Source organism: Bacillus sp. AFS015802 (assembly GCF_002561455.1).
GTDB lineage: Bacteria > Bacillota > Bacilli > Bacillales > Bacillaceae_B > Rossellomorea.
The window spans coordinates 38,321-61,939 of record NZ_NTUP01000003.1 but is presented as its reverse complement, the minus strand read 5'-3'; the positions used below and the strand labels follow the sequence as shown (position 1 = coordinate 61,939).

At 45.0% G+C, this 23,619-nt stretch carries 23 protein-coding genes; 3 read left to right on the top strand and 20 right to left on the bottom strand.

Features of this window, described 5'->3' with window-relative positions:
* Nucleotides 1–397: 397 nt before the first annotated feature.
* Nucleotides 398–1,435 (bottom strand): DUF2515 family protein, encoded by a 1,038-nt coding sequence (locus CN378_RS01840; RefSeq protein WP_098350230.1) that lies wholly within the window; start codon nucleotides 1,433–1,435, stop codon nucleotides 398–400.
* 115 nt (nucleotides 1,436–1,550) lie between these two features.
* Between CN378_RS01840 and recU the strand changes: the two genes are divergently transcribed.
* Both recU and CN378_RS01830 read left to right on the top strand, forming a co-directional pair.
* Nucleotides 1,551–2,159 carry a Holliday junction resolvase RecU gene (gene recU / locus CN378_RS01835; protein ID WP_098350229.1) on the top strand — a complete coding sequence of 203 codons (609 nt, stop codon included), beginning with the start codon at nucleotides 1,551–1,553 and terminating at the stop codon, nucleotides 2,157–2,159.
* Nucleotides 2,160–2,262: 103 nt separating this feature from the next.
* Nucleotides 2,263–4,986 (top strand): transglycosylase domain-containing protein, encoded by a 2,724-nt coding sequence (locus tag CN378_RS01830; RefSeq protein WP_098350228.1) that lies wholly within the window; start codon nucleotides 2,263–2,265, stop codon nucleotides 4,984–4,986.
* A 32-nt stretch (nucleotides 4,987–5,018) separates the two neighbouring features.
* Here the strand turns inward: CN378_RS01830 and CN378_RS01825 are convergent, their stop codons facing one another.
* The 19 genes from CN378_RS01825 to CN378_RS01735 form a co-directional block, all read right to left on the bottom strand.
* Nucleotides 5,019–5,531: a YpoC family protein gene (locus CN378_RS01825; RefSeq protein WP_098350227.1), complete on the bottom strand. Its 513-nt coding sequence runs from the start codon at nucleotides 5,529–5,531 to the stop codon at nucleotides 5,019–5,021.
* Nucleotides 5,528–6,184 carry an endonuclease III gene (gene nth / locus CN378_RS01820; RefSeq protein WP_098350226.1) on the bottom strand — a complete coding sequence of 219 codons (657 nt, stop codon included), beginning with the start codon at nucleotides 6,182–6,184 and terminating at the stop codon, nucleotides 5,528–5,530. The genes CN378_RS01825 and nth overlap by 4 nt, the downstream gene beginning before the upstream one ends.
* Nucleotides 6,185–6,278: 94 nt before the next feature.
* Nucleotides 6,279–6,986 (bottom strand): DnaD domain-containing protein, encoded by a 708-nt coding sequence (locus CN378_RS01815; protein WP_098350225.1) that lies wholly within the window; start codon nucleotides 6,984–6,986, stop codon nucleotides 6,279–6,281.
* Nucleotides 6,987–7,371: 385 nt separating this feature from the next.
* Nucleotides 7,372–8,664, bottom strand: coding sequence for an asparagine--tRNA ligase (gene asnS / locus CN378_RS01810; protein ID WP_179884763.1), 1,293 nt, complete (start codon nucleotides 8,662–8,664; stop codon nucleotides 7,372–7,374).
* A 141-nt stretch (nucleotides 8,665–8,805) separates the two neighbouring features.
* Nucleotides 8,806–9,996 carry a pyridoxal phosphate-dependent aminotransferase gene (locus CN378_RS01805; RefSeq protein WP_098350223.1) on the bottom strand — a complete coding sequence of 397 codons (1,191 nt, stop codon included), beginning with the start codon at nucleotides 9,994–9,996 and terminating at the stop codon, nucleotides 8,806–8,808.
* Between the two features lie 17 nt (nucleotides 9,997–10,013).
* Nucleotides 10,014–10,490 carry a cell wall elongation regulator TseB-like domain-containing protein gene (locus tag CN378_RS01800; protein WP_098350222.1) on the bottom strand — a complete coding sequence of 159 codons (477 nt, stop codon included), beginning with the start codon at nucleotides 10,488–10,490 and terminating at the stop codon, nucleotides 10,014–10,016.
* Between the two features lie 12 nt (nucleotides 10,491–10,502).
* Complete coding sequence (locus CN378_RS01795; RefSeq protein WP_082051082.1) at nucleotides 10,503–10,673, bottom strand: YpmA family protein; 171 nt, start codon at nucleotides 10,671–10,673, stop codon at nucleotides 10,503–10,505.
* Nucleotides 10,674–10,819: 146 nt separating this feature from the next.
* Complete coding sequence (locus CN378_RS01790; RefSeq protein ID WP_098350221.1) at nucleotides 10,820–11,656, bottom strand: hypothetical protein; 837 nt, start codon at nucleotides 11,654–11,656, stop codon at nucleotides 10,820–10,822.
* 76 nt (nucleotides 11,657–11,732) lie between these two features.
* Nucleotides 11,733–14,534 (bottom strand): ATP-dependent DNA helicase DinG, encoded by a 2,802-nt coding sequence (gene dinG / locus CN378_RS01785; RefSeq protein WP_098350220.1) that lies wholly within the window; start codon nucleotides 14,532–14,534, stop codon nucleotides 11,733–11,735.
* Between the two features lie 108 nt (nucleotides 14,535–14,642).
* Nucleotides 14,643–15,026 (bottom strand): aspartate 1-decarboxylase, encoded by a 384-nt coding sequence (gene panD / locus CN378_RS01780; RefSeq protein ID WP_098350219.1) that lies wholly within the window; start codon nucleotides 15,024–15,026, stop codon nucleotides 14,643–14,645.
* The gene (gene panC / locus CN378_RS01775; protein WP_098350218.1) at nucleotides 15,019–15,888 is read right to left on the bottom strand and encodes a pantoate--beta-alanine ligase; all 870 of its coding nucleotides are present in this window, start codon (nucleotides 15,886–15,888) and stop codon (nucleotides 15,019–15,021) included. Before panC ends, panD begins: the two co-directional genes overlap by 8 nt.
* Nucleotides 15,885–16,724: a 3-methyl-2-oxobutanoate hydroxymethyltransferase gene (gene panB, locus CN378_RS01770; RefSeq protein ID WP_098350217.1), complete on the bottom strand. Its 840-nt coding sequence runs from the start codon at nucleotides 16,722–16,724 to the stop codon at nucleotides 15,885–15,887. Before panB ends, panC begins: the two co-directional genes overlap by 4 nt.
* A gap of 285 nt (nucleotides 16,725–17,009) precedes the next feature.
* A complete protein-coding gene (locus tag CN378_RS01765) occupies nucleotides 17,010–17,993 on the bottom strand; it encodes a biotin--[acetyl-CoA-carboxylase] ligase (protein ID WP_098350216.1) in 984 nt (327 codons plus the stop codon).
* On the bottom strand, nucleotides 17,978–19,174 hold the full coding sequence (locus tag CN378_RS01760) for a CCA tRNA nucleotidyltransferase (RefSeq protein ID WP_098350215.1): 1,197 nt from the start codon (nucleotides 19,172–19,174) through the stop codon (nucleotides 17,978–17,980). Before CN378_RS01760 ends, CN378_RS01765 begins: the two co-directional genes overlap by 16 nt.
* Nucleotides 19,175–19,221: 47 nt before the next feature.
* On the bottom strand, nucleotides 19,222–20,343 hold the full coding sequence (gene bshA / locus CN378_RS01755) for an N-acetyl-alpha-D-glucosaminyl L-malate synthase BshA (RefSeq protein ID WP_098350214.1): 1,122 nt from the start codon (nucleotides 20,341–20,343) through the stop codon (nucleotides 19,222–19,224).
* Between the two features lie 4 nt (nucleotides 20,344–20,347).
* Nucleotides 20,348–21,049, bottom strand: a complete 702-nt coding sequence (gene bshB1 / locus CN378_RS01750) for a bacillithiol biosynthesis deacetylase BshB1 (protein WP_098350213.1) — start codon at nucleotides 21,047–21,049, stop codon at nucleotides 20,348–20,350.
* Nucleotide 21,050: 1 nt separating this feature from the next.
* Nucleotides 21,051–21,458 (bottom strand): methylglyoxal synthase, encoded by a 408-nt coding sequence (gene mgsA / locus CN378_RS01745; RefSeq protein WP_098350212.1) that lies wholly within the window; start codon nucleotides 21,456–21,458, stop codon nucleotides 21,051–21,053.
* Nucleotides 21,459–21,470: 12 nt separating this feature from the next.
* Nucleotides 21,471–22,241 (bottom strand): 4-hydroxy-tetrahydrodipicolinate reductase, encoded by a 771-nt coding sequence (gene dapB / locus CN378_RS01740; protein WP_098350211.1) that lies wholly within the window; start codon nucleotides 22,239–22,241, stop codon nucleotides 21,471–21,473.
* A complete protein-coding gene (locus CN378_RS01735; RefSeq protein WP_098350336.1) occupies nucleotides 22,228–22,581 on the bottom strand; it encodes a nucleotide pyrophosphohydrolase in 354 nt (117 codons plus the stop codon). The genes dapB and CN378_RS01735 overlap by 14 nt, the downstream gene beginning before the upstream one ends.
* A 160-nt stretch (nucleotides 22,582–22,741) precedes the next feature.
* Between CN378_RS01735 and CN378_RS01730 the strand changes: the two genes are divergently transcribed.
* The gene (locus CN378_RS01730; protein ID WP_098350210.1) at nucleotides 22,742–23,611 is read left to right on the top strand and encodes a YitT family protein; all 870 of its coding nucleotides are present in this window, start codon (nucleotides 22,742–22,744) and stop codon (nucleotides 23,609–23,611) included.
* The last annotated feature ends 8 nt before the right edge of the window (nucleotides 23,612–23,619 follow it).

Genomic DNA, 23,619 nt, shown 5'->3' with positions numbered 1-23,619 from the left:
CATCAAAAGGCAACCCTAAACTCGAAGGCGAAAACAGACCAGCGACCTAAGAAAGCGGAGGCGGCTCGTTCAGACCCGACAAGCATAAGGCGGGAACACCGGAAAGGCGCCCTTTGCCTTTTTGGTGTTCCTGACTTATGACCTCGAGGGTCTAGCCGCCGGAGCTGGACTAATAAGAAAGCGGAGGCGGCTCGTTCAGACCCAACAAGCATAAGGCGGGAACACCGGAAAGGCGCTCTTTGCCTTTTTGGTGTTCCTGACTTATGACCTCGAGGGTCTAGCCGCCGGAGCTGGACTGATAAGAAAGCGGAGGCGGCTTGGTCAGACCCGACAAGAAAAACTGGGAAATCCCAAAAGGCCTTCAACACCGCATATTAAAAAGAAGGGGCAGTCATTTTCAAAATGTCCGCCCCTTCTTTTTCCTTCCCCCCGGCCAAATCCCTTTAACAGTTTCTTTTACGGCTGCCAGCTTCTCAAGCTGCCTTTGCTTATTGAAAAACCAATCAGTCATGATGACATCCCCCGGGAGATCCTGCTTGGTATACCACTCCTCTTGGATCTTACTATCCAGCGACCAATCCCTATGATCATTCCAATCGTGGGTAATCACATCGTAGGCCTGTTGAAGAATGGGTGTACGTGTACCTTGTACACTGCGGCAATATGTTTCATAATCACTTCTTGAACCCGTATGCTCGACATTTTGAGCATACTCAAGGAAAAAACGATGGTACTCAGGGTGAAATAAAATTTCGAATAACGTGTTACCCAGCTTGATTCTATTCCCCACATCCCGAAAGCCGTGTACACTTGCCCCATAAAGTTCTCCGTGTAGCGTAGGAAAAAGCACGGAACTGAAATGCAGGTGATCCTCTATAAAGAAAAGGACGGTACCGAACACCTTTCTCTTATAAAGATCCTGTTCAATGACCGGACCCTGTATAAGGTGCTGTTCATTAATGATGAGTGACTGTGCCAATCGCCTCTCATCCCCCTCTTCCCAGAACCGGTTCCATTCCTCCTCCATAAAACTCGAAATGTGAAAGTCTTTGAACAAGTGAAACATTTTCTTCTTATAGATCGTCGAATAATGATAGAGAAGGAGTTGCGGGAAGGCATCCTGGAAAATACTCCAATTCGCCCTTTCATATGTCATAAAAAGAATTTCACATGTCTCGGGACTTAAAAGCTTGGAGAAGATATCGCCCTTCAAATCGGTCATATTCCAACCTGCGTTCCGAGACACCATAGCAGCCAGAAACGACCACTTTATCTCAGGATGTAGGAGAAAAAATGCTTGATAAGCGTTCGTACGAGATACGTTATCCGCATTGTATCTCTTCACCAGTTGATTTACATCATTAATCCATTCATTTCTACGTTTAGGTTCAGGTATATAGGGTAAAAAGCGATAAGTATTGCTGATTTTTTTCATCCCTTTTATCCCCCTTTCTCCGCTAGTCCTAGAATGAGGAGATTTGTAAACAATTATTCACACAAAATGGAGTGGTTTCTGTTATGATATAGATTAGTCTGCGAGGTGAATTGCCATGAAATTCCATTATCCCAATGGAAAGAAATATGTGGAAGCGACATTACCCTCAAAAAAAACAAAGGCAAAACCGAAACAAATATCGTACAGCAACAGAGGGATGACACTGGAAGAAGATATTAATGAAACGAACCAATATTATTTGACGTTTCAAAAAGCGGTTATTCACAAAAAACCCACCCCGGTCCAAATAGTGGATGTTCACTATCCTTCAAGGAGTGCCGCTGTCATTAAGGAAGCGTATTTTAAGCAGCCTTCAACGACAGACTACAACGGGGTCTACAAGGGACGGTATATCGATTTTGAAGCGAAGGAAACGAAAAACAAGACATCTTTTCCCCTTCAAAATTTTCATGAACACCAGATTCATCACATGGAAAACGTTCATACACAAGAAGGCATTACCTTCGTACTCATAAGGTTTTCGGTTTCAGAAGAGGTGTTCCTGCTCCCCTATGAAGCCCTGAGGCTTTACTGGGACCGTATGGAAGCTGGCGGGAGAAAATCAATCAAGCGGGAGGAAATGGAAGAGAAAGGTTTTTCCATTCCGTTAGGACTCCATCCCAGGGTTGATTATTTAAAAATAGTCCATCAGTTATATTTTTAGTTTAAGAAAAATGAGTTAATCTATATTTTATCTCATAATCAGTAGTATATTTTTAATCTTAGACAATACTAAAAACACAGAAGATTGAAAGTGAGGAAACAATATGGCTGGTCAATATAAGTCAAGGGAAGAAAAACGCCTGGCCCAACAGAAGTCCAAATCCACTAAGAGCAAGAAAAAAGGCTCAATGGTTAAGCGCGTCATTATATCATTATTTATCATTGGAATCATCGGCATGCTCGCAGGTGCAGGGTTGTTTGCTTATTATGCATCAAGTGCACCGAAGCTCGACGAAAAGCTATTGAAGGATCCGATCGCTTCGGAAATTTATGACATGAATGGAGATCTGATCACAACAGTAGGGAAAGAAAAACGGGAGTACGCTAATTTCGATGACATCCCTCAGGTCATGCAGGACGCGGTCATTGCAACAGAAGATAATCGATTCTATAAACATAACGGAATTGACCTGATTCGTTTAGGCGGGGCCGTCATTGCCAATGTGACTGGCGGTTTCGGTTCAGAGGGTGCCTCTACGATTACACAGCAAGTCATCAAGGGCTCATTTTTAAGCCCTGAGAAAACCTTGAAGAGAAAAGCCCAGGAAGCATGGCTTGCCCTGAAGCTTGAGCAGGAGTATACAAAAGAAGAAATCTTTGAGATGTACTTTAATAAGGTCTATATGTCTGATGGTATCAACGGGATGGCGACGGCCGCCGATCATTATTACGGCAAAGACATAAAAGATATCAAACTGCACGAAGCCGCTATGATTGCGGGACTTCCTCAAAGCCCGAACAATTATAACCCTCTTAAGCACCCTGAGAGTGCAGAGAAGAGACGTAATATCGTACTGTCTCTAATGGCACAGCACGGTAAAATTACGGAAAAAGAAAAAGAGGCAGCACAAGCCATTCCTGTTACAAAAGGACTGGTATCAGCTGAAGAAGTGGAAAAGAAAAACGGAGATAAATTTCCTGCATTTGTAGATGCAGTGATAGATGAAGTGCAGAAAATGGGTGATTACAACTTATTCTCTGATGGTCTAAAGGTTTACACAACAGTTGACCCGGATGCCCAAAAACGGTTGGAGGAAATCCTGGCAGGTGAAAACACAAGCTTCAGCTATCCGGAAAATGCTGAAGAGCCAATGCAGGCAGGTGTCACTCTGATGGATACGAAAACGGGTGAAATCAGGGCCATTGGAGGAGGCAGGGAACAGGATCCGGAAGTGAAGCGAGGATTCAACTATGCCATCGACTCCAAACGTCAGCCTGGATCGACCATAAAGCCTTTACTTGATTATGCCCCTGCCATTGAACATTTAAAATGGTCAACCTATCATATTCTAAAAGATGAACCTTATGAATACTCAAACGGCACGGAAATCAATAACTATGACGGCCAATTCAAAGGCCCCATCACCATCCGTGAAGGACTTTGGGATTCCAGGAATATTACCGCTTTAAAAGCCTTCCAGGCGGTTGGAGCGGAGAAGGCGGCGGATTTCGTCAATGGTCTTGGTCTGAAGTTTGATCATTACTACGAATCTGCATCCATCGGCGGGGTATCACCTGGTGTGAACTCGGTACAAATGGCCGGTGCGTATGCTGCCTTCGGTAACGAAGGTGTGTATAATAAGCCTCATACTGTAACGAAAGTCGTCCTGCGCGACGGTGAAACAGAGATTAAGAATGAAAGTAAACCAGAACCTGCCATGAAGGAATACACGGCATATATGATTTCAGATATGCTGAAAAGCGTCATCGACCACCCACAAGGTACTGGTAAATACGCTAAAGTGCCGGGATTACCGATGGCAGGGAAATCGGGTACGACGAACTATTCTCAAAAAGAACGGGAACAGTACGGTATCGCTAAATCTGGCGCACCTGACTCATGGTTTGTTGGCTATACGACAAATTATACCGCAGCCGTTTGGACCGGGTATAAGACCCAATCCATCCCGCTTTCCCCTACTGACCGCCATGTCGCTCAATACATTGTCAGTGACTTGATGAGCTATGTTCACGATGGTGCAGATACACCAGACTTCAAAAAGCCTGACAGCGTCGTGGAATCAAAAGTGGAACTTGGAAGCGATCCTGCGAGACTGCCAAGTGAATACACGCCGGATGACAGAATCATTACGGAGCTTTTCGTTAAAGGAACGGAACCTTCCAAGGTGTCTCAACAATTCGATAAAATCGATGCACCAACGAAACTGAAAGGTAAATTTAATAAAAAAGATCAAACCATCACCCTTTCTTGGGACTATGGTAAATCGAAAGACGTCCAATTCGAAGTTTCGGTTTCCATCAATGGTGAAGCGAAACAAGTGTTGACGACTACCGATAAAAAGGGATTAAATGTCGAAAACATCACTTCAGAAGGCACCTTCACCTTTGAAGTCGTTGCCATTTCGGGTGATCAACGAAGTAACCCTGCATCCGTCAGCGTCGATGTAAAAGCGGATAAAAAGGATGAAGGGACACCGGAAGAAGACAACGGATCCAACAATGGAGAAGGTCAAGGTCAAGATAACGGGAATGACCAAGGCAATGGTAACGGCCAAGGTAACGGGAATGACCAAGGCAATGATGGTGGTACTACTGGTGAGGATGATGGTACCACTCCTCCATCTGAAGGAGACGGTACTGGAGACGGAGGAACAGGCGGTGATACTGGAACCGGGGATGGTGGAACCACAGGAGATGGCACTGGAACCGGAGATGGCACTGGTACTGGTACTGGAACCGGTACTGGTACCGGGGACGGCACAGGCACGCCTGCTACTCAATCAGAAACCAGACGAAACCAAGAATAAGAATAAGGCAACGAGAGAATTCTCTCGTTGCCTTATTTTTTTGCTGCTTGATTCAACGCCAGGAATTTGGCATATTGTTTATGTTGTTCCTCAAAAAGTTGAGCCAGTTGGATATAGGAATGAAAGAGTGAGGCATTTTCCCTGATGAAGGTCAATCGTTCCACGGCATTTACAGGCTTAACGGGAAGACGGTCAACTTTTGACCCCCAATTTTCCAGATTAACGGGCTGGTTATTACTCCAGAACAAGAACATATAAAACTGGGCAATCCCCTTTTTCATGGCTAACGTCGTTTCTTTTGATCGGCTTTTGAATAAACTTTTTAGATATACTTCTTCTTCCCTCCAGCCCCCTACTATGTCATCAATCCATTGCCCTTGCACCAACCAAGGAAGAGAATGCAGGCGCGCGCCACTGTAAAAAAGGATCTCAAAAGCAAAGTAAGGATTAGAAGGTACGATTTGAGATCCCATCTTCACCTTTTCATCGGTAAAGAAAAAAGGATCTCTCAGCTCTGTTGGGAGATTCAATACAGCCCCGGTCATATGCTGCCCTTTTTCTTCAATCTCTTTTGTCCTTCCCTGCACAAGTCCACTAAAGGACAAACCTCGCATTGAGGAGATTGAGCCTTACAATGATAGCGTCCAAAGAAAATGAGACGGTGATGAGTTTCGGACCATTCTTCTCTTGGGATCTTCTTCATTAAAGTCTTTTCCACTTCCAATACGCTGTCTTTCCATCTGCAGATCCCCAATCTTTTACTGACACGTTCTACGTGGGTATCGACAGCAAGCGCCGGTTCTCCGAAGGCAACGGAAACCACTACGTTGGCCGTCTTTCTTCCCACACCCGGAAGCTTAACTAAATCTTCATGACTCTCAGGCACTTCTCCTCCGTACTCGGTGAGAAGGATCTCACATAATTTCCGGATATTTTTGGCTTTGTTCCGATACAGGCCAATAGAGCGTATATCCTGCTGCAGCTCTTCCAACGTGACTTCCAAATAGTCCTCGGGTCTTTTATATTTCTCAAATAGGCCTTTTGTGACTTTATTGACAAGAACGTCCGTACACTGTGCCGATAGAAGGACAGCGATGACCAGTTCGAAAGGATTTTCATGACGTAGTTCACAGTGTGCATCAGGGAACATTTCTCTCATTTCATCCAGGCAAATCTGTATTTGTATTTTATTCAGCATGAATCTTACTACCTCCAGCCAAAAGAATGATTTTTTTCAAAAAATAAAGGGACCAACCTCGAAGCGTTTCGAGAGTCAGTCCCCTTTCATCATTTTATTGCTCAAGCCAATTATAAAACGGTACTGATTTTCGTTTTGGGGAAGAAGCTTCACTGGCAGCAGCAGGTTTCTGATGAGATCTGAAGCGCTGGCTTTGGCTTCGTGCATCCTCAATGGTTTTCACACCATTTTTCTTCCATTCAAATAAAATCCGGTCAATGTATCTGAAATTCAGCTTACCGGAAATGACTGCTTCTCTCAATGCCGCTTTGATGATAATCGCGTTGTGATCATCCTGATCCAGCCACATGGCCAGTGTCTCGCACTCCAGTGGAGAAAGAGGCCGACCGAATTCCTGTTCGAATGTCGTATAGATATCCGCCTCTTCCTCCATTGATTGCTGCATCTGTTGCATTTTGGTATCCTGTATCACGAATTCGGCCATCTTTTCCCATAGAGGGTTAAGAGAGTATTTCTCGAATAAAATACCATCTGCAGATGAACCTTCTTCAATTGATAAAAATTGCTGTTGAATGAGCTTTCGTAATAGGGATGAACAAAACTCACTGGAAATGCTCATGGGCTGTGAGAGTTCTTCCGGGGTCGGGAAATGGTTTCCCTTTTCCAAATGGCCATAAATATGCAAAAGCAGTACAAATTCTGATTCATTCAAGCCAAGTGTATGATAATTTGATAACAATAATTGCGGAATGTTGAGTGTCCCCTCTTCGATCCAGGACACCATTAAACGTTTATAATCCATATTCAGCACACCTCACTCATTAGTATATCATGATTCAATATATGTGGACATGGTTATGGATTAGAAGAAAGTTGGAAAAACAAAAGATCTCATGAATTGTTTATTTCAAAGTTTAGTGTAAAACATCGACCGTTCCTTTCCGCTCCACTCTGTGCTTCTACATACTGACTGTCAAATTATAAACCTAACTAAAAGAGATCGCTTTGCACAGAATGTCAAACTCGAAAACCAGGATGTTATAAGAATTTGAAATCAAAACGAGAAGTGGTTCTCACATTAGCTAAAACCCCTTAGGCTCTAAATTAAGATTCTAACGACAGTAATAAAAGAAAAGAACCGGCTGGAATGCTCTTAAGCAATCCAGCCAGCTCTAGGTTCAGTGTAATTAAGGATACAGACGGTTCAACAGGCGTGGGAATGGGATGGTTTCCCTTACGTGTTCCACTCCGCTGATCCAGGCTACTGTTCTTTCAAGTCCAAGGCCGAATCCTGAATGAGGAACAGATCCATATTCTCTTAGTTCCAGGTACCATTTGTATGCGTCTGTAGCAAGTTCATGCTCTTCAATGCGCTTCTTCATCAATTCTGCGTCATGGATACGCTCTGAACCGCCGATGATCTCTCCATATCCTTCCGGAGCGATTAAGTCAGCACATAATACCACATCATCACGATCCGGATCCGGCTGCATGTAGAAAGGTTTTAGAGAAGTCGGGTAATGGGTGATGAATACCGGCTTGTCGTAGCTTTCAGCGATGGCTGTCTCGTGCGGGGCACCGAAGTCATCTCCCCACTCGATGTCATCAAAGCCTTTTTCATGCAATAATTTCAGGGCATCGTCATACGTGATGCGTGGGAATGGTGCTTTGATTTGCTCAAGTTTGGATGTATCTCTCCCCAAGCGGTCCAATTCAAGCTTGCAATTCTCCAGTACCGATTGAACGATATAAGAAACATATTGCTCCTGAACTTCCAGATTATCCTTGAAATCATAGAATGCCATTTCAGGCTCGATCATCCAGAATTCGATTAGATGACGGCGGGTCTTCGACTTTTCTGCCCTGAATGTAGGTCCGAAAGAAAATACTTTCCCTAATGCCATGGCTGCCGCTTCCATATAAAGCTGACCGCTTTGGGAAAGATATGCATCCTCTTCGAAGTATTTAGTGGCAAATAATTCAGTCGTTCCTTCCGGGGCACTTCCAGTAAGAATCGGAGGATCCACCTTCACAAATCCTTCCTGATTGAAGAATTCATATGTAGCTCGGATGATTTCGTTACGCACTTTCATCACGGCATGCTGTTTGCGTGAACGAAGCCAAAGGTGACGATGGTCCATTAAAAATTCTGTCCCATGCTCCTTTGGTGTGATCGGATAATCCACCGCTTCATGGATGACCTCCACGCTCTTCACCTGCAGTTCGTATCCAAACGGTGAACGGGAATCTTCAGAAACCGTTCCTGTCACATACAGGGATGTTTCTTGTGTTAATGATTTTGCTTTCTGGAAGATTTCCTCTTCCACTTCACTTTTGACTACGACACCTTGAATGAAGCCTGTACCGTCACGAAGCTGAAGAAAGGCAATTTTTCCACTTGAACGTTTGTTGGCAAGCCATGCACCGATGGTTACTTCTTCGCCGACAAACTTACTTACTTGAGATATAGTAGTTTTCACGATTTTTTCCCTCCAAAAAAACTAAAGACGCTTATGTATCGTCCTTTATTATACATTTACCATTATCCCGTCGCAATAGATAGAGCAAAACGAGATGATTTTAAGGAAAAAGCAGACCGGCATACGGTCTGCAACCCTCCATTACTTGCTTTTATTGACCACGAATTCGTGTATGCGCCCGATTGCTTTCTCAAGCGCATCAAGGCTAGTGGCATAAGAAAGGCGGATATTTTGTTCCGAACCGAAACCGGAGCCTGGAATCACGGCTACCTTCGCCTCTTCCAAAAGGGCTTTGGTGAACTCATCTACATTGTTGTAGCCCGTTGTCTTTGCCGCTTCCGACACATTCGGGAACAGATAAAAGGCACCTTGAGGCTTCAGGCAATGAAATCCCGGGATATTGTTGACTTTATCAATCACAATGTTTAAGCGCTCTTCAAATGCCTGTCTCATTTCCTCTACAGGTTGTTGATCCCCTAAATAGGCAGCAACCGCCCCGTATTGTGAGGTTGTCGTTGGGTTTGAGGTGGAATGACTGGCAAGGTTGGCCATGGCTTTAATGACCGCTTCGTTCCCTGCCGCATATCCGATTCTCCATCCCGTCATGGAATGGGATTTGGATACCCCGTTAATCACGATCGTTTGTTCTTTCAGTTCCGGGGATAACTGAGCAATTGACGTATGGGTGTTCCCTCCATACACCAGCTTTTCATAAATTTCATCTGATACGATCATAATGCCCTTTTCTAAGCAAACATCACCGATCGCCTGAAGCTCTTCACGTGAATATAGCATGCCTGTAGGATTACTCGGTGTGTTCAGGATCACTGCTTTGGTTTTCGACGTGACGGATGCTTCCAGCTGTTGTGGAGTGATTTTGTACTCATTCTCTTCTTTCCCTTCAACAATTACCGGATTTCCCCCTGCAAGCTTCACTTGCTCAGGATAGCTGACCCAGTAAGGAGTAGGGATGATTACTTCATCCCCTTCGTTTAAAAGGACTTGAAACAATGTATATAGGGCATGCTTGGCACCACTGGTCACGATGATCTCCGATGGTTTATACGACAGGTTCTGATCGGTTTCAAACTTATGGATGACTGCTTCTTTCAGTTTGGCCATTCCACCGGAGGGAGTATATTTCGTGTGCCCTTCCGTCATGGACTCATAAGCAGCCTGGATGATGTGTTCGGGTGTATTAAAGTCAGGTTCGCCTGCACCTAAACCGATCACATCGATTCCCTGTGACTTCATTTCTTTCGCTTTAGCCGTGATCGCTAAAGTCGTCGATGGTGTTAAAGCACTGACTCTATCCGCTAATGTGAATTTCATTGACGTGTTCCCCCTGATCATAAATTTTCAATTTTTCTCCACCATTCCCCAGTCGAAAACAGCAGATAATAATAGTTTAAATTGTCCTGTTGATCTAAGTAGGTCATTTCCCATACCGGCCCGACGGATTCATATCCTAAACGGACGGATAACAATTCTTTCGGTTTCTTTTCATCCTTTAGTTTATTGACAGCCTGATCTTTTGTAATGCCATCAGCCCATTTTTTTTCAATTATTTTTCCTTTTTGATTGGGTACCCATGCCACAAGCTTCTCATTTTGTTCATTTTCACCCGTGACGACCACATAGGATTTGGAGCCATTATAAATGCTCGTGTCCTGGACGTTAACGATAGATGTTTCATCTTCCACCCTCTTCAAGGCTTTCTCTGCCTGATGATCGAGGGGATTCCGGGAAAATTGATACAATAGGACTGATAGGGTTATTCCAATGACGATGATCAATGATACAATTATGGTTATCCATTTTTTCATTACAATCACTCTTTATGTACGATAAATTGTTAATACTGCTTGATTTTGATCTTCCGGATCTAAAGCTAAACCAAACATATAATCATCTTTTTTTAAGGTTCTATTTAGTGTATCTACCACTTTATATAAGTTATCCGTATATTCAATCCTGACGGTGGAAAGAATTTCAATTCGACTTTCCATGTTGCTCCTCCTTTTGTCTGCTACCTTACTTGAGAGTTAAAAACTCTACACATATTATAACAACATAAGGGGCCACCATGGTAGGGGTTATCATAAAAACGAGTGAATCTACAAGACGGAAGGCTCACTTGTCAGCCTTCCATCTGTTATCCTTCGTCCTTGAACACACCATCTTCCTGATCAAATGTCAGCACCTCGTAGTTCCTCTTGTTAAACTTCACTGCAATCAACCCATGTTGACCGGTCAAGTAAAGGTCGATCCATGCTTCGTTGATCGCCTCAAGCATATCACCGTTAAGAAGCTTTTCTTTAGAGCGGTATAGAATGGCGGTTTGAGGGTCAACATGTTCCAACAGCCGGTGGGACATGCTTTCTGATTTGGAATGGACCGGCACTTTAACGATGTTGACATTTTTCAGGGGTTTGGTAAGCAGGACCCCTTCGGAATGTGGTGACTGCGAGCTCAGCCAGAGAAAGCGATGGTGAAAGAAGGTAATGGAAAAGTCCAACCCTTCCCTTTTTTCATTTCCGTCATGGATTGCCCTCATGGCTAATTCATCGGTAAACTGGTAGGTCTGGTCCTCCTGGATGGTGTGGATGATTGGGGAAAGTTGTTTCGGCATAGATGGTGCCAAGCATTTCCCCACCACGATTTCTTCTATGCTGAACCTTTTCACCAATTCAGCCATCATCCTCTCATCCACTTCGCTTTTCTCGGTGATGACTAAACCCTTTATGTTGTTTATATGCAGTTGATTGAAATAATAATAAAGTTGATTGCGGTCCTTAAAAGGTCCCGTATTGATCATATAATGGTCCCCCGACGCCAGATGAAGGACAGCGACCTCCCCATTTTGAACAGGTAGGAAGCTGATCGCATATTCCTCCTGGGACACATGTAAATCCACCCGGGGGATTTTCATTCCATAGGCAGTCGAATGGACCAGAAGAAAGGACAGCATGGCCGATAGAATCACTCTCATTTACAATCCTCCAGTTTCACATCTACTCTCTAGGTTGTGTCAATGAGGAGATTTTATCACTGAAGTTTAAACGGATTCAAAGCCAGTCTTCGATCCATGAAACCAAATCAAACAGATCGCCTTCTTTGACTTCCATGGAAGGAATCGATTGTAAGAAAGCTTTGCCGTACCTGGTCGTCATCACTCTCCGGTCATACACAATCACGATTCCGCGGTCACTGCTTCTTCTGATCAGCCTTCCCACCCCTTGCTTGAAGCGGATGATCGCTTCCGGTAAGGAGTGTGAAGAAAACGGGTTCTTCCCTTGTGCTTTCAGGATATCCGATTTCGCCTGATTGACAGGCTCGTCCGGCGGGGAAAACGGAAGCCTCACCATGGCAAGGCAGGACAGGTCCTCACCCGGAATGTCCACCCCTTCCCAGAAGCTGCTCGTACCGAATAAAATCGCCTTATCGAAGCGTTGGAAGTTCTTTGTCAACCGTGTACGGCTCCCTGAAGTGATCCCCTGTGCCATCAACACATATTCTTCCAATAAACCACTTTCTTTCATGAGTTCATACGTTTTCCTTAACATATCATAGGACGTGAATAAAATGAGCATCCGACCTTTTGTCGCCTGTGCGACCCCTATTAGATGGGAGCTGATGGCCTCGATATATTCTTCGTTATGAACCTGCTGTATTTCAGGTACATCCGTCGGGACGAAAAGCCTTGAAACCTCATGATAATCAAAAGGGGAGGTAAGCTGCAGCTGTTTTACACCCTTATCGATAAGGCCAATCTCGTTCAAGAAATAATTGAAAGATCCACTCACGGTCAGGGTGGCAGATGTCAGCACCACACTTTTCTTTTTGGCGAAAATCTCGTCCTGCAGATTCCCATCGACGGTAATGGGTTGAGCCTGGATGGAAAGACTGTTAGGTAAAGACCTCGTGTCCCCATCAAGCCAGAGAACGTGATTGTTCATGTCCTTTAAGAATACCGTTTGGAAATTTGTTCGTAATTCAGTCCAATCCACCAAAAAGCTGTAAAATTCTTCAATCAGGGCTTTTTCTTTATCAAGGAGTTTGATTTTCTTTTCCTTGATTGTACCCAGCACCCGCTGGAACTCTCTTTCCACAAACTTCATTCCTGAGATCACACGTTCCATCGACATGATGACAGGCTGCCAATAACTGCTCTTTTTCATGTCGTCGGTAATGCGCAGCTGGATTTTTTGTATCCCTGTTCTCTTTTTGGCCTTTTTATAGAAAACACTGGTCAATACTGAAATGGCTTCTTCCAGATCCATATAAAACTGTCCAATGGTTCTATCCAATTCGAAGGGATGTATATCCAACTCGACCGAGTGACTGGAAGTAAGCTGCTCCAGACGATAAAACAGCTGCTTGTGGTCCAGAGTCCCTAATTGTGACGTGCTGAATTTAATGGAGAGATAATCCATGACCACGCCGAGATGCTGTCTTGCTGACTTTTCCAGATGATGAGCCTCATCGATCACTAAATAATCATAGGAAGGAAGCATGCTGCTTTCCCTCACCATATCCGTTAAGAGCATGGAGTGATTCGTGATGATGATATCCGCTTCCTGGGCACTCTTTCTGGCTGAAAGATAGAAATCCTTCGAGACCCACGGGTCTTTTGTATGAGCCAGGTGCCAGCCGTCGTGTTTTAAACGATTCCAGAACAGTTGCCCGCCTGAAGTGAGGTTCAATTCATCCATGTCCCCCGATTCGGTCCGTGTCAGCCATACCAGGATCTGCATCTTTGTCAGAACCACATCGTATTGGGACTCATCCTCCCTGAGGGACTGCTCGAATTTGAACAGGTTTATGTAGTGATTCTTACCCTTCAGGAGAACGGTCCTGAAGGGGGTCGGGCTGATCTTCTCCAATAATTTGATTTCTTTATGGAGGAGTTGCTCTTGTAATTGAATGGTATATGTACTGATGACCACTTTTTCACCTGTACTCTTACTAAACATGACGGCGGGCCATAAGTAGCCAAGTGACTTTCCAACCCCGGTACCCGCTTCGATGACTACGTGCTGACATTCATGAAAGGCCCGGGAGATCTCATTCATCATTTTCATTTGCTGCTCTCTTTTTTCATAGAAAGGTACATGGTGAGCCAGGTGTGCCTCAATATCCGGCTCTTTAAAATGGGGGTCCCCATCGGATGGATCCTGGTTCAGCGGCGCGCTTTTCTTTCGAAGGGCGATCCCCCTGTACACCTCTAACTCTGGTGAGAGATCCTCGACGTGCTTCTGTTTCTCTGTCACTATGCTATCAAACAACAAATCAAGATCACTCTTTAAGTGTTTCGAAAGCTTGTGAAGCTTTTCAAGGGTGACCAATGGGAGCTTTGAAAGTTCTTCGATAAAATATAGAAGAATTTCAGCTGTCACATAAGCATCACTGTCAGCCTGATGTGGTCTTACATGACTTAACTCCAATGAATTGGAAAGCTCCGACAGTTTGAAGCTGTCTGCCGATGGTAAGGCCACCTTCGCGAGTTCCACTGTATCAAAGGCAGGTCCCGTGAATGGGTTATATCCTGCTTCTTCCAGCTCTGCTTGAAGAAATGAAAGATCGAATTGTACGTTATGGGCCACAAAGACGCCATGATCCAATAGTTCAAGAATTTTCGGGGCAATTTCATGAAAGGCCGGTGCATCCTTCACCATGTCATCATTGATCCCCGTTAATTCCTCGATGAATGCAGGAATGGGCTTTCCGGGCGATACAAATGACGTGAATTGATCGATGATCTTACCGCCTTCGATAATGACCGCTGATAGTTGAATGATTTTTTCTCCTTTTTTCGGAGAATTTCCTGTTGTTTCCAAGTCTATGACAACCAGTTTAAATGGGTACATGTTATTCACTGCCTTTATTTAGATCCTACTCTTATGATTTTCTAAATAAGTGTACCATAAACAAAAAAGCAAGTCTCCTATTCCCGAGTTAGAAGACTTGCCCATCCCTTATAGTATTGTCGCTTCAGGTTCTGTTCCAATCATGTCAATCACCCGGTTATTTTCTCCCATGATGGCCACTTTCGGGATATGGTCATGAACCATCTCTTCTGCTACCAGTTTGTACGAAATGATAATGACGATATCACCTTTTTGCACGAGGCGTGCAGCTGCTCCGTTCAAACAGATGACGCCGCTGCCCCTTTCGCCCGGTATGATATAGGTTTCCAGTCGGGCACCGTTGTTGTTGTTGACAATCTGAACCTTTTCATTTGCCATCATTCCGACAGCATCCAGTATATCCTGGTCGATGGTAATGCTTCCCACGTAATCCAGGTTCGCTTCTGTGACAGTCGCTCTATGAATCTTACCGCTCATCATCGTTCTATACATTTGAATCCTCCTCCGGTTCTACACTGATGATTATATTATCAATCAATCTGGCTTGTTGGAATTGAACGGCGAGGGCGATGATGACATCCCCTTGTAGCCGTTCAAGCTCCGTCAGCTCAGGATACGCATACACTTCCACATAATCGATGGTGCCGGAAGTATAGTTTTGAATGTCCTTTGAGACCTTATCGGTAATGACCGACGGGCTCCGCTCTCCGTCTTCTATACACTTAACCGCTTCTTTCAGGCTCTGATAGAGAGAAGGGGCTTCTGACCGTTCTTTCTGTGATAGATAGACATTCCTCGAGCTTTTTGCCAGCCCATCCTCTTCCCGGACGGTCGGAACCCTGACAATTTCGACAGGAAAGAAATAATCGCTTACCAGGCCTTCCACCACTGCTACCTGCTGTGCATCCTTCAGGCCGAAATAGGCCCTGGACGGCTGAACGAGATGGAATAATTTAGTCAGGACCGTTACAACACCGTCAAAATGACCTTCCCTCTTCCTCCCGCACAATACCTCGACACGTTCTTCTACGCTCAAAGTCACCGATTGCTTGCCACTGTACATATCAGCCGCTTCAGGAATGAAAAGGATATCAACACCCGCCATCCTTGCTAACTCTGTATCCCGTTCAACATCACGGGGGTAACGATCAAAGTCTTCGTCCGGTCCGAATTGCAGGGGATTCACAAAGATACTCATCACGACGATTTCATTGTTGGCCCTTGCTTCTTTCGCCAGAGTCAGGTGCCCCTCATGCAGATAGCCCATCGTAGGGACGAATCCGATTGTGGTTCCCGTTTTTTTCATGTTATCTATATTCAGTCGCAGATCATTTATAGTGGTTATGACGTTCATTTTTTCAACCCGCCATAAAGGGCATGGAGCTCTTCATCCCGCATCGAAAAGGAATGGTCATCTGTCGGGAAGCTTTCACCCTTCACTTCTTCTATATAACTCTTTATGCTTTCATGGATGATGTCAGATGCATTTCCATATTGTTTGACAAACTTAGGCACCCGGTCCACCCCATAAGTGACAAGGTCATGGAAAACCAAAACCTGCCCATCGGTATCTATGCCGGCCCCTATACCAATCGTAGGAATCGTTAAGGCTTCTGAGATTTCCTTGGCGATTTGTTTCGGCACACATTCAAGCACCACGGCAAAGGCACCTGCCTGTTCACATTTTATGCTGTCGTCGAGTAATCTCTTTGCCGTGTCTGCCGTTTTCCCCTGTACTTTATATCCCCCAAGTACACCTGCGGATTGCGGAGTCAGCCCTAAATGAGCGACCACCGGAATCCCGGCACTTGTAAGGTCCTGAATTCGATCGATGACGTGGGCTGCCCCCTCGACCTTGACGGCGTGGGCCCCGCCCAGCTGGAGGATATCGGCAGCCGTCTTCAGTGTCTCTTCCCTCGACAAATGGTACGACATGAACGGCATATCCGTGACGATAAACGTGTTTTTAGCCCCTCTTTTGACGGCTTTGGTATGATGGATCATATCGCTTACAGTCACGGGTACCGTGGAGTCATAGCCTAATACGACCATCCCCAGGCTGTCCCCCACCAGGATGACATCGATTCCCGCTTCCTCGGCCATTTTGGCACTTGGAAAATCATACGCTGTAATCATGGTAATCTTTTCATTTTCATTCTTCATCTTGAGAAAATCCGTCGTTTGCTTCATATTATCCTCCTTCTTTTCAGTCAGAGGTGACGAAACGGAATGAAAGCACTTTCATAACCCAACTAAAAAAACCTTCTGAAAAATTGACAGAAGGATCATAAGTGTTTGATATCATTGTTTCGACCCTCCGTCCCAGTCCATAATGGATCAAGGCAGAAATAGTATTGAATGTTTGAATGTCCGTTTTTACAGGTGCAGTTCCAAGGATACTGCCCACTAAAGATTATACCACAAAAGAACGGAATGGAAGTATTGGTTTTACACTCCCATTCCGCTCCAATTTATTTATACGTTTACTTCAATATCTGCAGAATAAATCTGATGGATGGTACCACCGGAGTCTTCGATCTTCAAGACTCCTTCATCCGTGATTCCTAGGGCCCTGCCTTCAATGGTACCATTGATGGTTCTTGCCCGGATCTTCTTCCCGATACTGACGGCATAGCTCTCCCATAATAGCTTGATCGGGGTGAACCCTTCCTTCATATAGAGAGAATAGAGTGCCTCAATACGTTCCAGCAACCTTTGGACGATGCGGGATCGTGATAAGGTTTCTCCCTCCTCGATGGAAAGAGACGTTGCAATCTTTTGAATCTCGTCAGGGAAATGATCCTTCGTCTGGTTGACATTCATCCCGATCCCGATAATGATCGAGTTGATTTTATCCGATTCCGCTTGAAGTTCCGTGAGGATTCCCGTCACTTTCTTTCCATCAATGAGGATATCATTAGGCCATTTGATTTGCGGCTGGAGCCCCGACACTTCCTCGATTGCCTGAACAACGGCCACGGCTGCGATCAAGGTGAATTGAGGGGCTTTTTGAGGAGGCAAATGCGGCTTTAAGATTAAGCTCATCCATATTCCCGTGCCCTTTGACGAATGCCACTCCCTCATCAATCTGCCTCTTCCAGCGGTCTGTTCATCTGCAATGACCAACGTACCTTCTTCTGCTCCATTACTTGCAAGAGTATGAGCGATGCGTTGAGTACTCGGAACGGATTCTTCATAGTGGATCACATTCCCTAATGTTTTCGTTTTCAGGCCTAAACGTATTTTACTTTCTGTGACACCATCAGGGGTTTCAATGATCCGGTAGCCCTTCTTCCTCACAGCTTCCAAAACAAAACCTTCCTTCCGAAGCTCTTCGATATGTTTCCAGATCGCCGTCCTTGAACAACCTGCATAATCCGCAAGGGCCTGTCCTGATAAAAATTCTTGATCTGACTCGAATAGCGCTTGCAGGACTTTTTTCCTTATAGTCGATTGCATGCTTTCAGCCACCTCCTTATCTCTTCTTTATCATTGGGGATCGTCTCCTGAATGATAGCCGATTCAATTTCTGTCAAGCGTTCTTTCAACCATGGACCTCCTTTTTGCCCCGTCCATGTCATTAAGTCCCTGCCGGTTACATCAAGCTGTTCCCTCGATGTGATCGAAAGCTTATCGTACTGTTCGATTACTTCTTCAACTGAAGAATGTGTGGAAGTCTTCATGACCCCATAGACGTTTTCAACATTCACGGCTGCTTTAAGACCGGCACGATATAGTAAATCCTTTGTCCAGCCTCGTGCTTTTCTTTCCTTTAGGATATCAAGCTCTTTGGAGAGTGCCTTGATTGTATTGCCTGGAAGTCTCCAGCTCTTCAGAAAATCCCTTGGATCGTCTTCTTCGATATAATCCAGGAGAAGCAGCCATGCTTGATCCTTGTTCAACTCCCCCAAATCCGGAAGCTTTGCCATGTCCTCAAGCTTTGTTCTATGGCTTCTTAAATTTGGGAGTTCGATATACAGACTGGTACGGGCAAGAAGATCCAGTCCTTCTTGTTTCCAGTTACCTGCCAGGATCTTTTCGAATTCCATCGTTTTTCTTTCCACTGCTATGTGCTGAAGCAATCCCGCGTGCTCCCTGATGGCATTAAAAGTGGATGTTTCGAGCCCGAATCCCAATTGACTGACAAACCGGATTGCCCTCATCATCCTGAGGGCATCCTCCGAGAACCTCGATTCCGGTGAGCCCACGGTGCGGATCAATCTTTTATGTATATCTTCCATGCCATGAAAGGGATCGATCAGCTTTCCGTCCCCATCCATGGCCATGCTGTTCATCGTAAAATCACGGCGCTTCAGATCCTCTTCAAGTGAACGGATAAACTCCACCTTATCAGGCCTTCTATAATCAGCATAGGCAGATTCGGTGCGAAATGTGGTGATTTCATATTCTCTGCCCTCTTCCAATACGAGGATTGTTCCATGCTCGATGCCGACATCGACCGTTTTATGGAAAATCTCTTTTACCTCTTGGGGGTAGGCAGACGTAGCGATATCCACATCATTGATGAGCCTTTTAAGGATATGATCCCTGACAGAGCCTCCTACGAAATAGGCTTCGTATCCTGCCTTTTCGAGCCTTCTTAAAACGGGAACCGCTTGTTGGAAAATGGTTGGTAGCATTCATAACACCTGCCTTACTTGAATCCTATACACGGAAACCGGACATTTCACAAGATATCTTTATAGATTTGTTCATATTGTTCAACGATTTTACTCGAATGGAATTTCGTCCGTGCCGTATGAAGGGCGTTCTTTGATAATTCGCCGTGAAGTTTTTCATCCTTCAGTAATTGCAGTGACTTCATGGCAACCTGATTGATGTTTCCGACTTCACAAATAAAGCCGTTATATCCGTCCTTGATCACTTCGGGAATTCCTCCTATATTCGTTCCGATGCTCGGAACCCCGCACGCCATCGCTTCGAGGGCAACAAGCCCGAAGCTCTCTTTTTCTGAAAGTAATAGTTTGATATCGCTGATTGAATAGAGCTCTTCCAGGTTATCCTGTTTGCCAAGGAATAGGACCCGATCCTCTATCCCGAGATCTCTTACCTGTTTGCATATGACCGTCATTTCAGGTCCGTCCCCTACAAGAAGAAGCTTGGAAGGGATCTCTCTTTGGATCAGGTTGAAGGAAGCGACGACATCGGTCACCCTTTTCACCCCGCGGAAGTTTGATACGTGGATGATGACCTTTTCGTGATCCTTGATTCCATATTCTTTCCTGAGATGACGGGAATCCACCGCTTTGTATACCCTCTCATCAATGAAATTATATACCGTTTGTATTTCTTTATCCGGCTGGATCAAATCATGGGTTTGTTTCACCAGAGCGGAAGAAACCGCCGTCACGACATCCGACTTCTCGATGCCGAAACGAATGGCCTTTGTCAATGACGGATCATACCCGAGAACCGTAATATCGGTCCCGTGCAAGGTGGTGACGATTTTCACATCTCTCCCGGACATTTGCTTGCCCAAAATGGCACAGACAGCATGTGGAATGGCGTAATGGACATGGAGGATGTCAAGATTTTCACGTTCTGTTATCTCAGCCATTTTATTCGCCAGCGCCAGATCATATGGGGGATATTGAAACACTGAATATTGACTGACTTCCACTTGATGAAAATAGATGTTGTGATACATCTTGTTCAATCTGAATGGGATGCTCGAGGTGATGAAGTGGATTTCATGACCCCTTTCCGCCAATAATTTACCAAGCTCCGTTGCCACGACACCAGAGCCTCCTACTGTAGGATAGCAGGTAATGCCTATTTTCAATTTCATACAATTATTCTCCTAACAAGTCTTGATGCAAGATAAGGGTGTTATAAGAAAAGAATCCTTCCGCATAGCGCAATCCGGCTTCCTTCCCCATCATTCGCTCCCTTGCTTCTACCGCTTCTATGTATCCTTCTGTCAAAGGAGTGGACACCCCGCCGGGTCCTTGAGTGAATTGACTGCCATACGCTTTCAAGCTGTCAATCTTCACGTGTATATATGGTTCGATATCCACTACGAATTGAGGCTTGTGAAACCCGTTGATCATATAAAAATATAGGTGATCAGCTTTATGGATGGGGCTGCCCGAATGAAATTTACGGATCCCCGCAGAGAAATAACCCTCTTTGACCAATCGGGAAGCATTCCCGTGATCAGGATGGCGGTCTTTATCATAAGGAGCAAAGATCGCTTTTGGCTTATACATCCTGATCACGTTTACGACCTTCTGAATGTTTTCGTCCGTTATGTAAATTCCCCGATCGGGCACATCAAGGGTGACTCTCTTCACGGCCCCTAATATGTCCGCTGCCCTCAAGGCTTCCTCTTTCCGCAGTGAAACCGTACCGTTGGAAGACAGCTCGGCCTCGGTCATATCGCAAATGACGATTTTCTTTCCTTCAGAAGCATATTTCGCGAGAGTCCCTCCCATGCCGATTTCCACATCGTCGGCATGAGCACCGAATGCAAGGATGTCTATTTGGTTATCCACATTACTCCTCCTTATCCCCGACTATACTCCGCCATGCAATGTCCCCTCTGTCGAGACCTCTCACCAGCACTTCAGCAGCGCCCATATTGGTCGCGAGTGGAACGGCATACACGTCACAAAGCCTGATCAACGCCGATACATCCGGTTCATGCGGCTGGGCCGTCAAGGGGTCCCGGAAGAAAAGGATAAGATCCATTTTATTATTGGCAATATAAGAGCCTATTTCCTGATCGCCACCAAGGGGACCTGAACGGAATCGGTGAATCGGTAAACCCGTTTCTTCCCCGATCCTTTTTCCCGTCGTTCCTGTTGCGAAAAGGGAGTGTTTTTCTATGATCGACTTGTATGCCAGTACAAAACGAATGAGGTCATCTTTTTTCTTATCATGAGCAATCAGTGCAATATTCATCGTACACACCCTTTAGTCTAATATATTTTCAAGCCCGTATACCAATGTGTCCAGTTTCATGACCGTCTCAACGGAAACTTTCACCCCCGACATGAAGCTTCCACGGTTAAAGGAATCATGACGTATCGTCAATGTCTGCCCCTCTGCTCCCAACATCACCTGCTGGTGGGCAATGAGTCCCGGAAGGCGAATACTGTGGATATGCATCCCATCTACATTTGCTCCCCTTGCGCCAGCATGTGTTTCCTTTTCATGAGGATGCCCCTGTTCCTTCGATTGCCTTACTTCCCTGATCATTTCCGCCGTTTTCACTGCTGTACCAGACGGGGCATCCAACTTTTGATCGTGATGCAGTTCAATGATTTCCACATCATCGAAGTATTTTGCCGCCATTTGAGAGAATTTCATCATGAGTACGGCTCCAATCGCGAAATTGGGAGCAATGATGCATCCAAGGGATTTTGATTCTGACAGTTCCTTCAATTCTTTCAGTTCCTCTGCTGAAAAACCCGTGGTGCCGACAACGGGTCTCACCCCATATTCCAGTGCCGTTTTCGTATGGTGATACCCGACTTCAGGCGTCGTTAAGTCGATCAACACATGGGGAGCGCGATCCTTAAAGCACGCTTCGATATCCGTATACACCGGGACATCCAGATCCACTTCCTCTTTGTGATCGATCACACTAAGAAGATTGAAATGTTCTGTATCCTTCACCAATTGAACGGCTTCTCTCCCCATTCTTCCTCTTGGTCCTGCAATCGTGACGTTAATTTGTTCCATCTTCATCCCCACTTTCGATTCTCGTCCAGCGATCTTTATCCCTTGTATTAAACTTATGCATTACAGTATTGTGGGCCTCTTCAAGGCTGATATCCAGGGAATTGGCCAAACAGATGACCACAAATAACAGATCCCCCAGCTCCTCTTCGATCGTATTTTCTTTTTCAGTACGTTTTTTAGGTTTTTCCCCATGGTAATGATTCACTTCTCTCGCCAGTTCACCAAGCTCCTCGGTGAGGCGTGCAACCATGGCCAATGGGCTGAAATACCCTTCTTTGAATTGACTTATGTATTGATCCACTTCTTTTTGCAATTGGTTCATCGTTTTATCTTTATCCATAAGAAGCCTCACTCCTTCATTATCTCCTATCATGTTAGCTAAATCCTCCCCGTTTGACAAATATAACGTTTGAATTCATAACTCTTCGTTGCCAGTTTGTTTTTCTTCTTATATAATGTCTCTGTCAACGGGATAATACTATAAAAGGAGGGAAACACAGATGTTGGGATTACGCTTAAAAAATATTTTGTTCATTTTATTAGGTTCTGCTATATTTGCATTTGGTCTTGTTCATTTTAATATCCAAAATAAGCTGGCTGAAGGTGGATTCACGGGAATTACGCTTATCCTTTATTTCTTATTTGATATTGACCCGTCATACTCCAACCTTGCCTTAAATATACCCCTATTCTTCCTGGGATGGAAGCTTCTCGGAAAGAAAGCCTTCTATTATACGGTGATCGGAACGGTTGCTCTTTCAGTATTCCTATGGATCTTCCAGCGGTATCAAATGACCATCAACCTGGAAGGAGACCTGTTTCTTGCTGCTTTGTTCGCTGGTGTCTTCATCGGGATCGGACTAGGGATCATTTTCAGATACGGCGGTACGACAGGCGGCGTCGATATCATCGCCAGACTTGCCCATAAATACATAGGGTGGAGCATGGGTAAGACGATGTTCATGTTTGATGCCGTCGTCATCGGAGCTTCTCTCATTACGTATCTGGAATACCGGGAAGCCATGTACACGCTTGTGGCCGTATTTGTGGCGGCAAGGGTCATCGACTTCATGCAGGAAGGGGCATATTCCGCCAGGGGTGCCATGATCATTTCCGAAAGTCATGAAGAAATCGCCGCTGTCATCAATGAAAAAATGGACCGGGGAGTGACCGTATTACGGGGCCACGGCTCATTTACGAAGCAGGATAGGGAAGTTCTTTACTGTGTTGTCGGAAAAAATGAAATAGTACGGCTTAAAAATATCATTACAAGCGTCGATCCCCACGCCTTCGTATCCGTCACCGTCGTCCACGATGTGCTTGGAGAGGGATTCACACTCGATGCAGACAAGAATCCTTTGCATGACTAGATAAAATC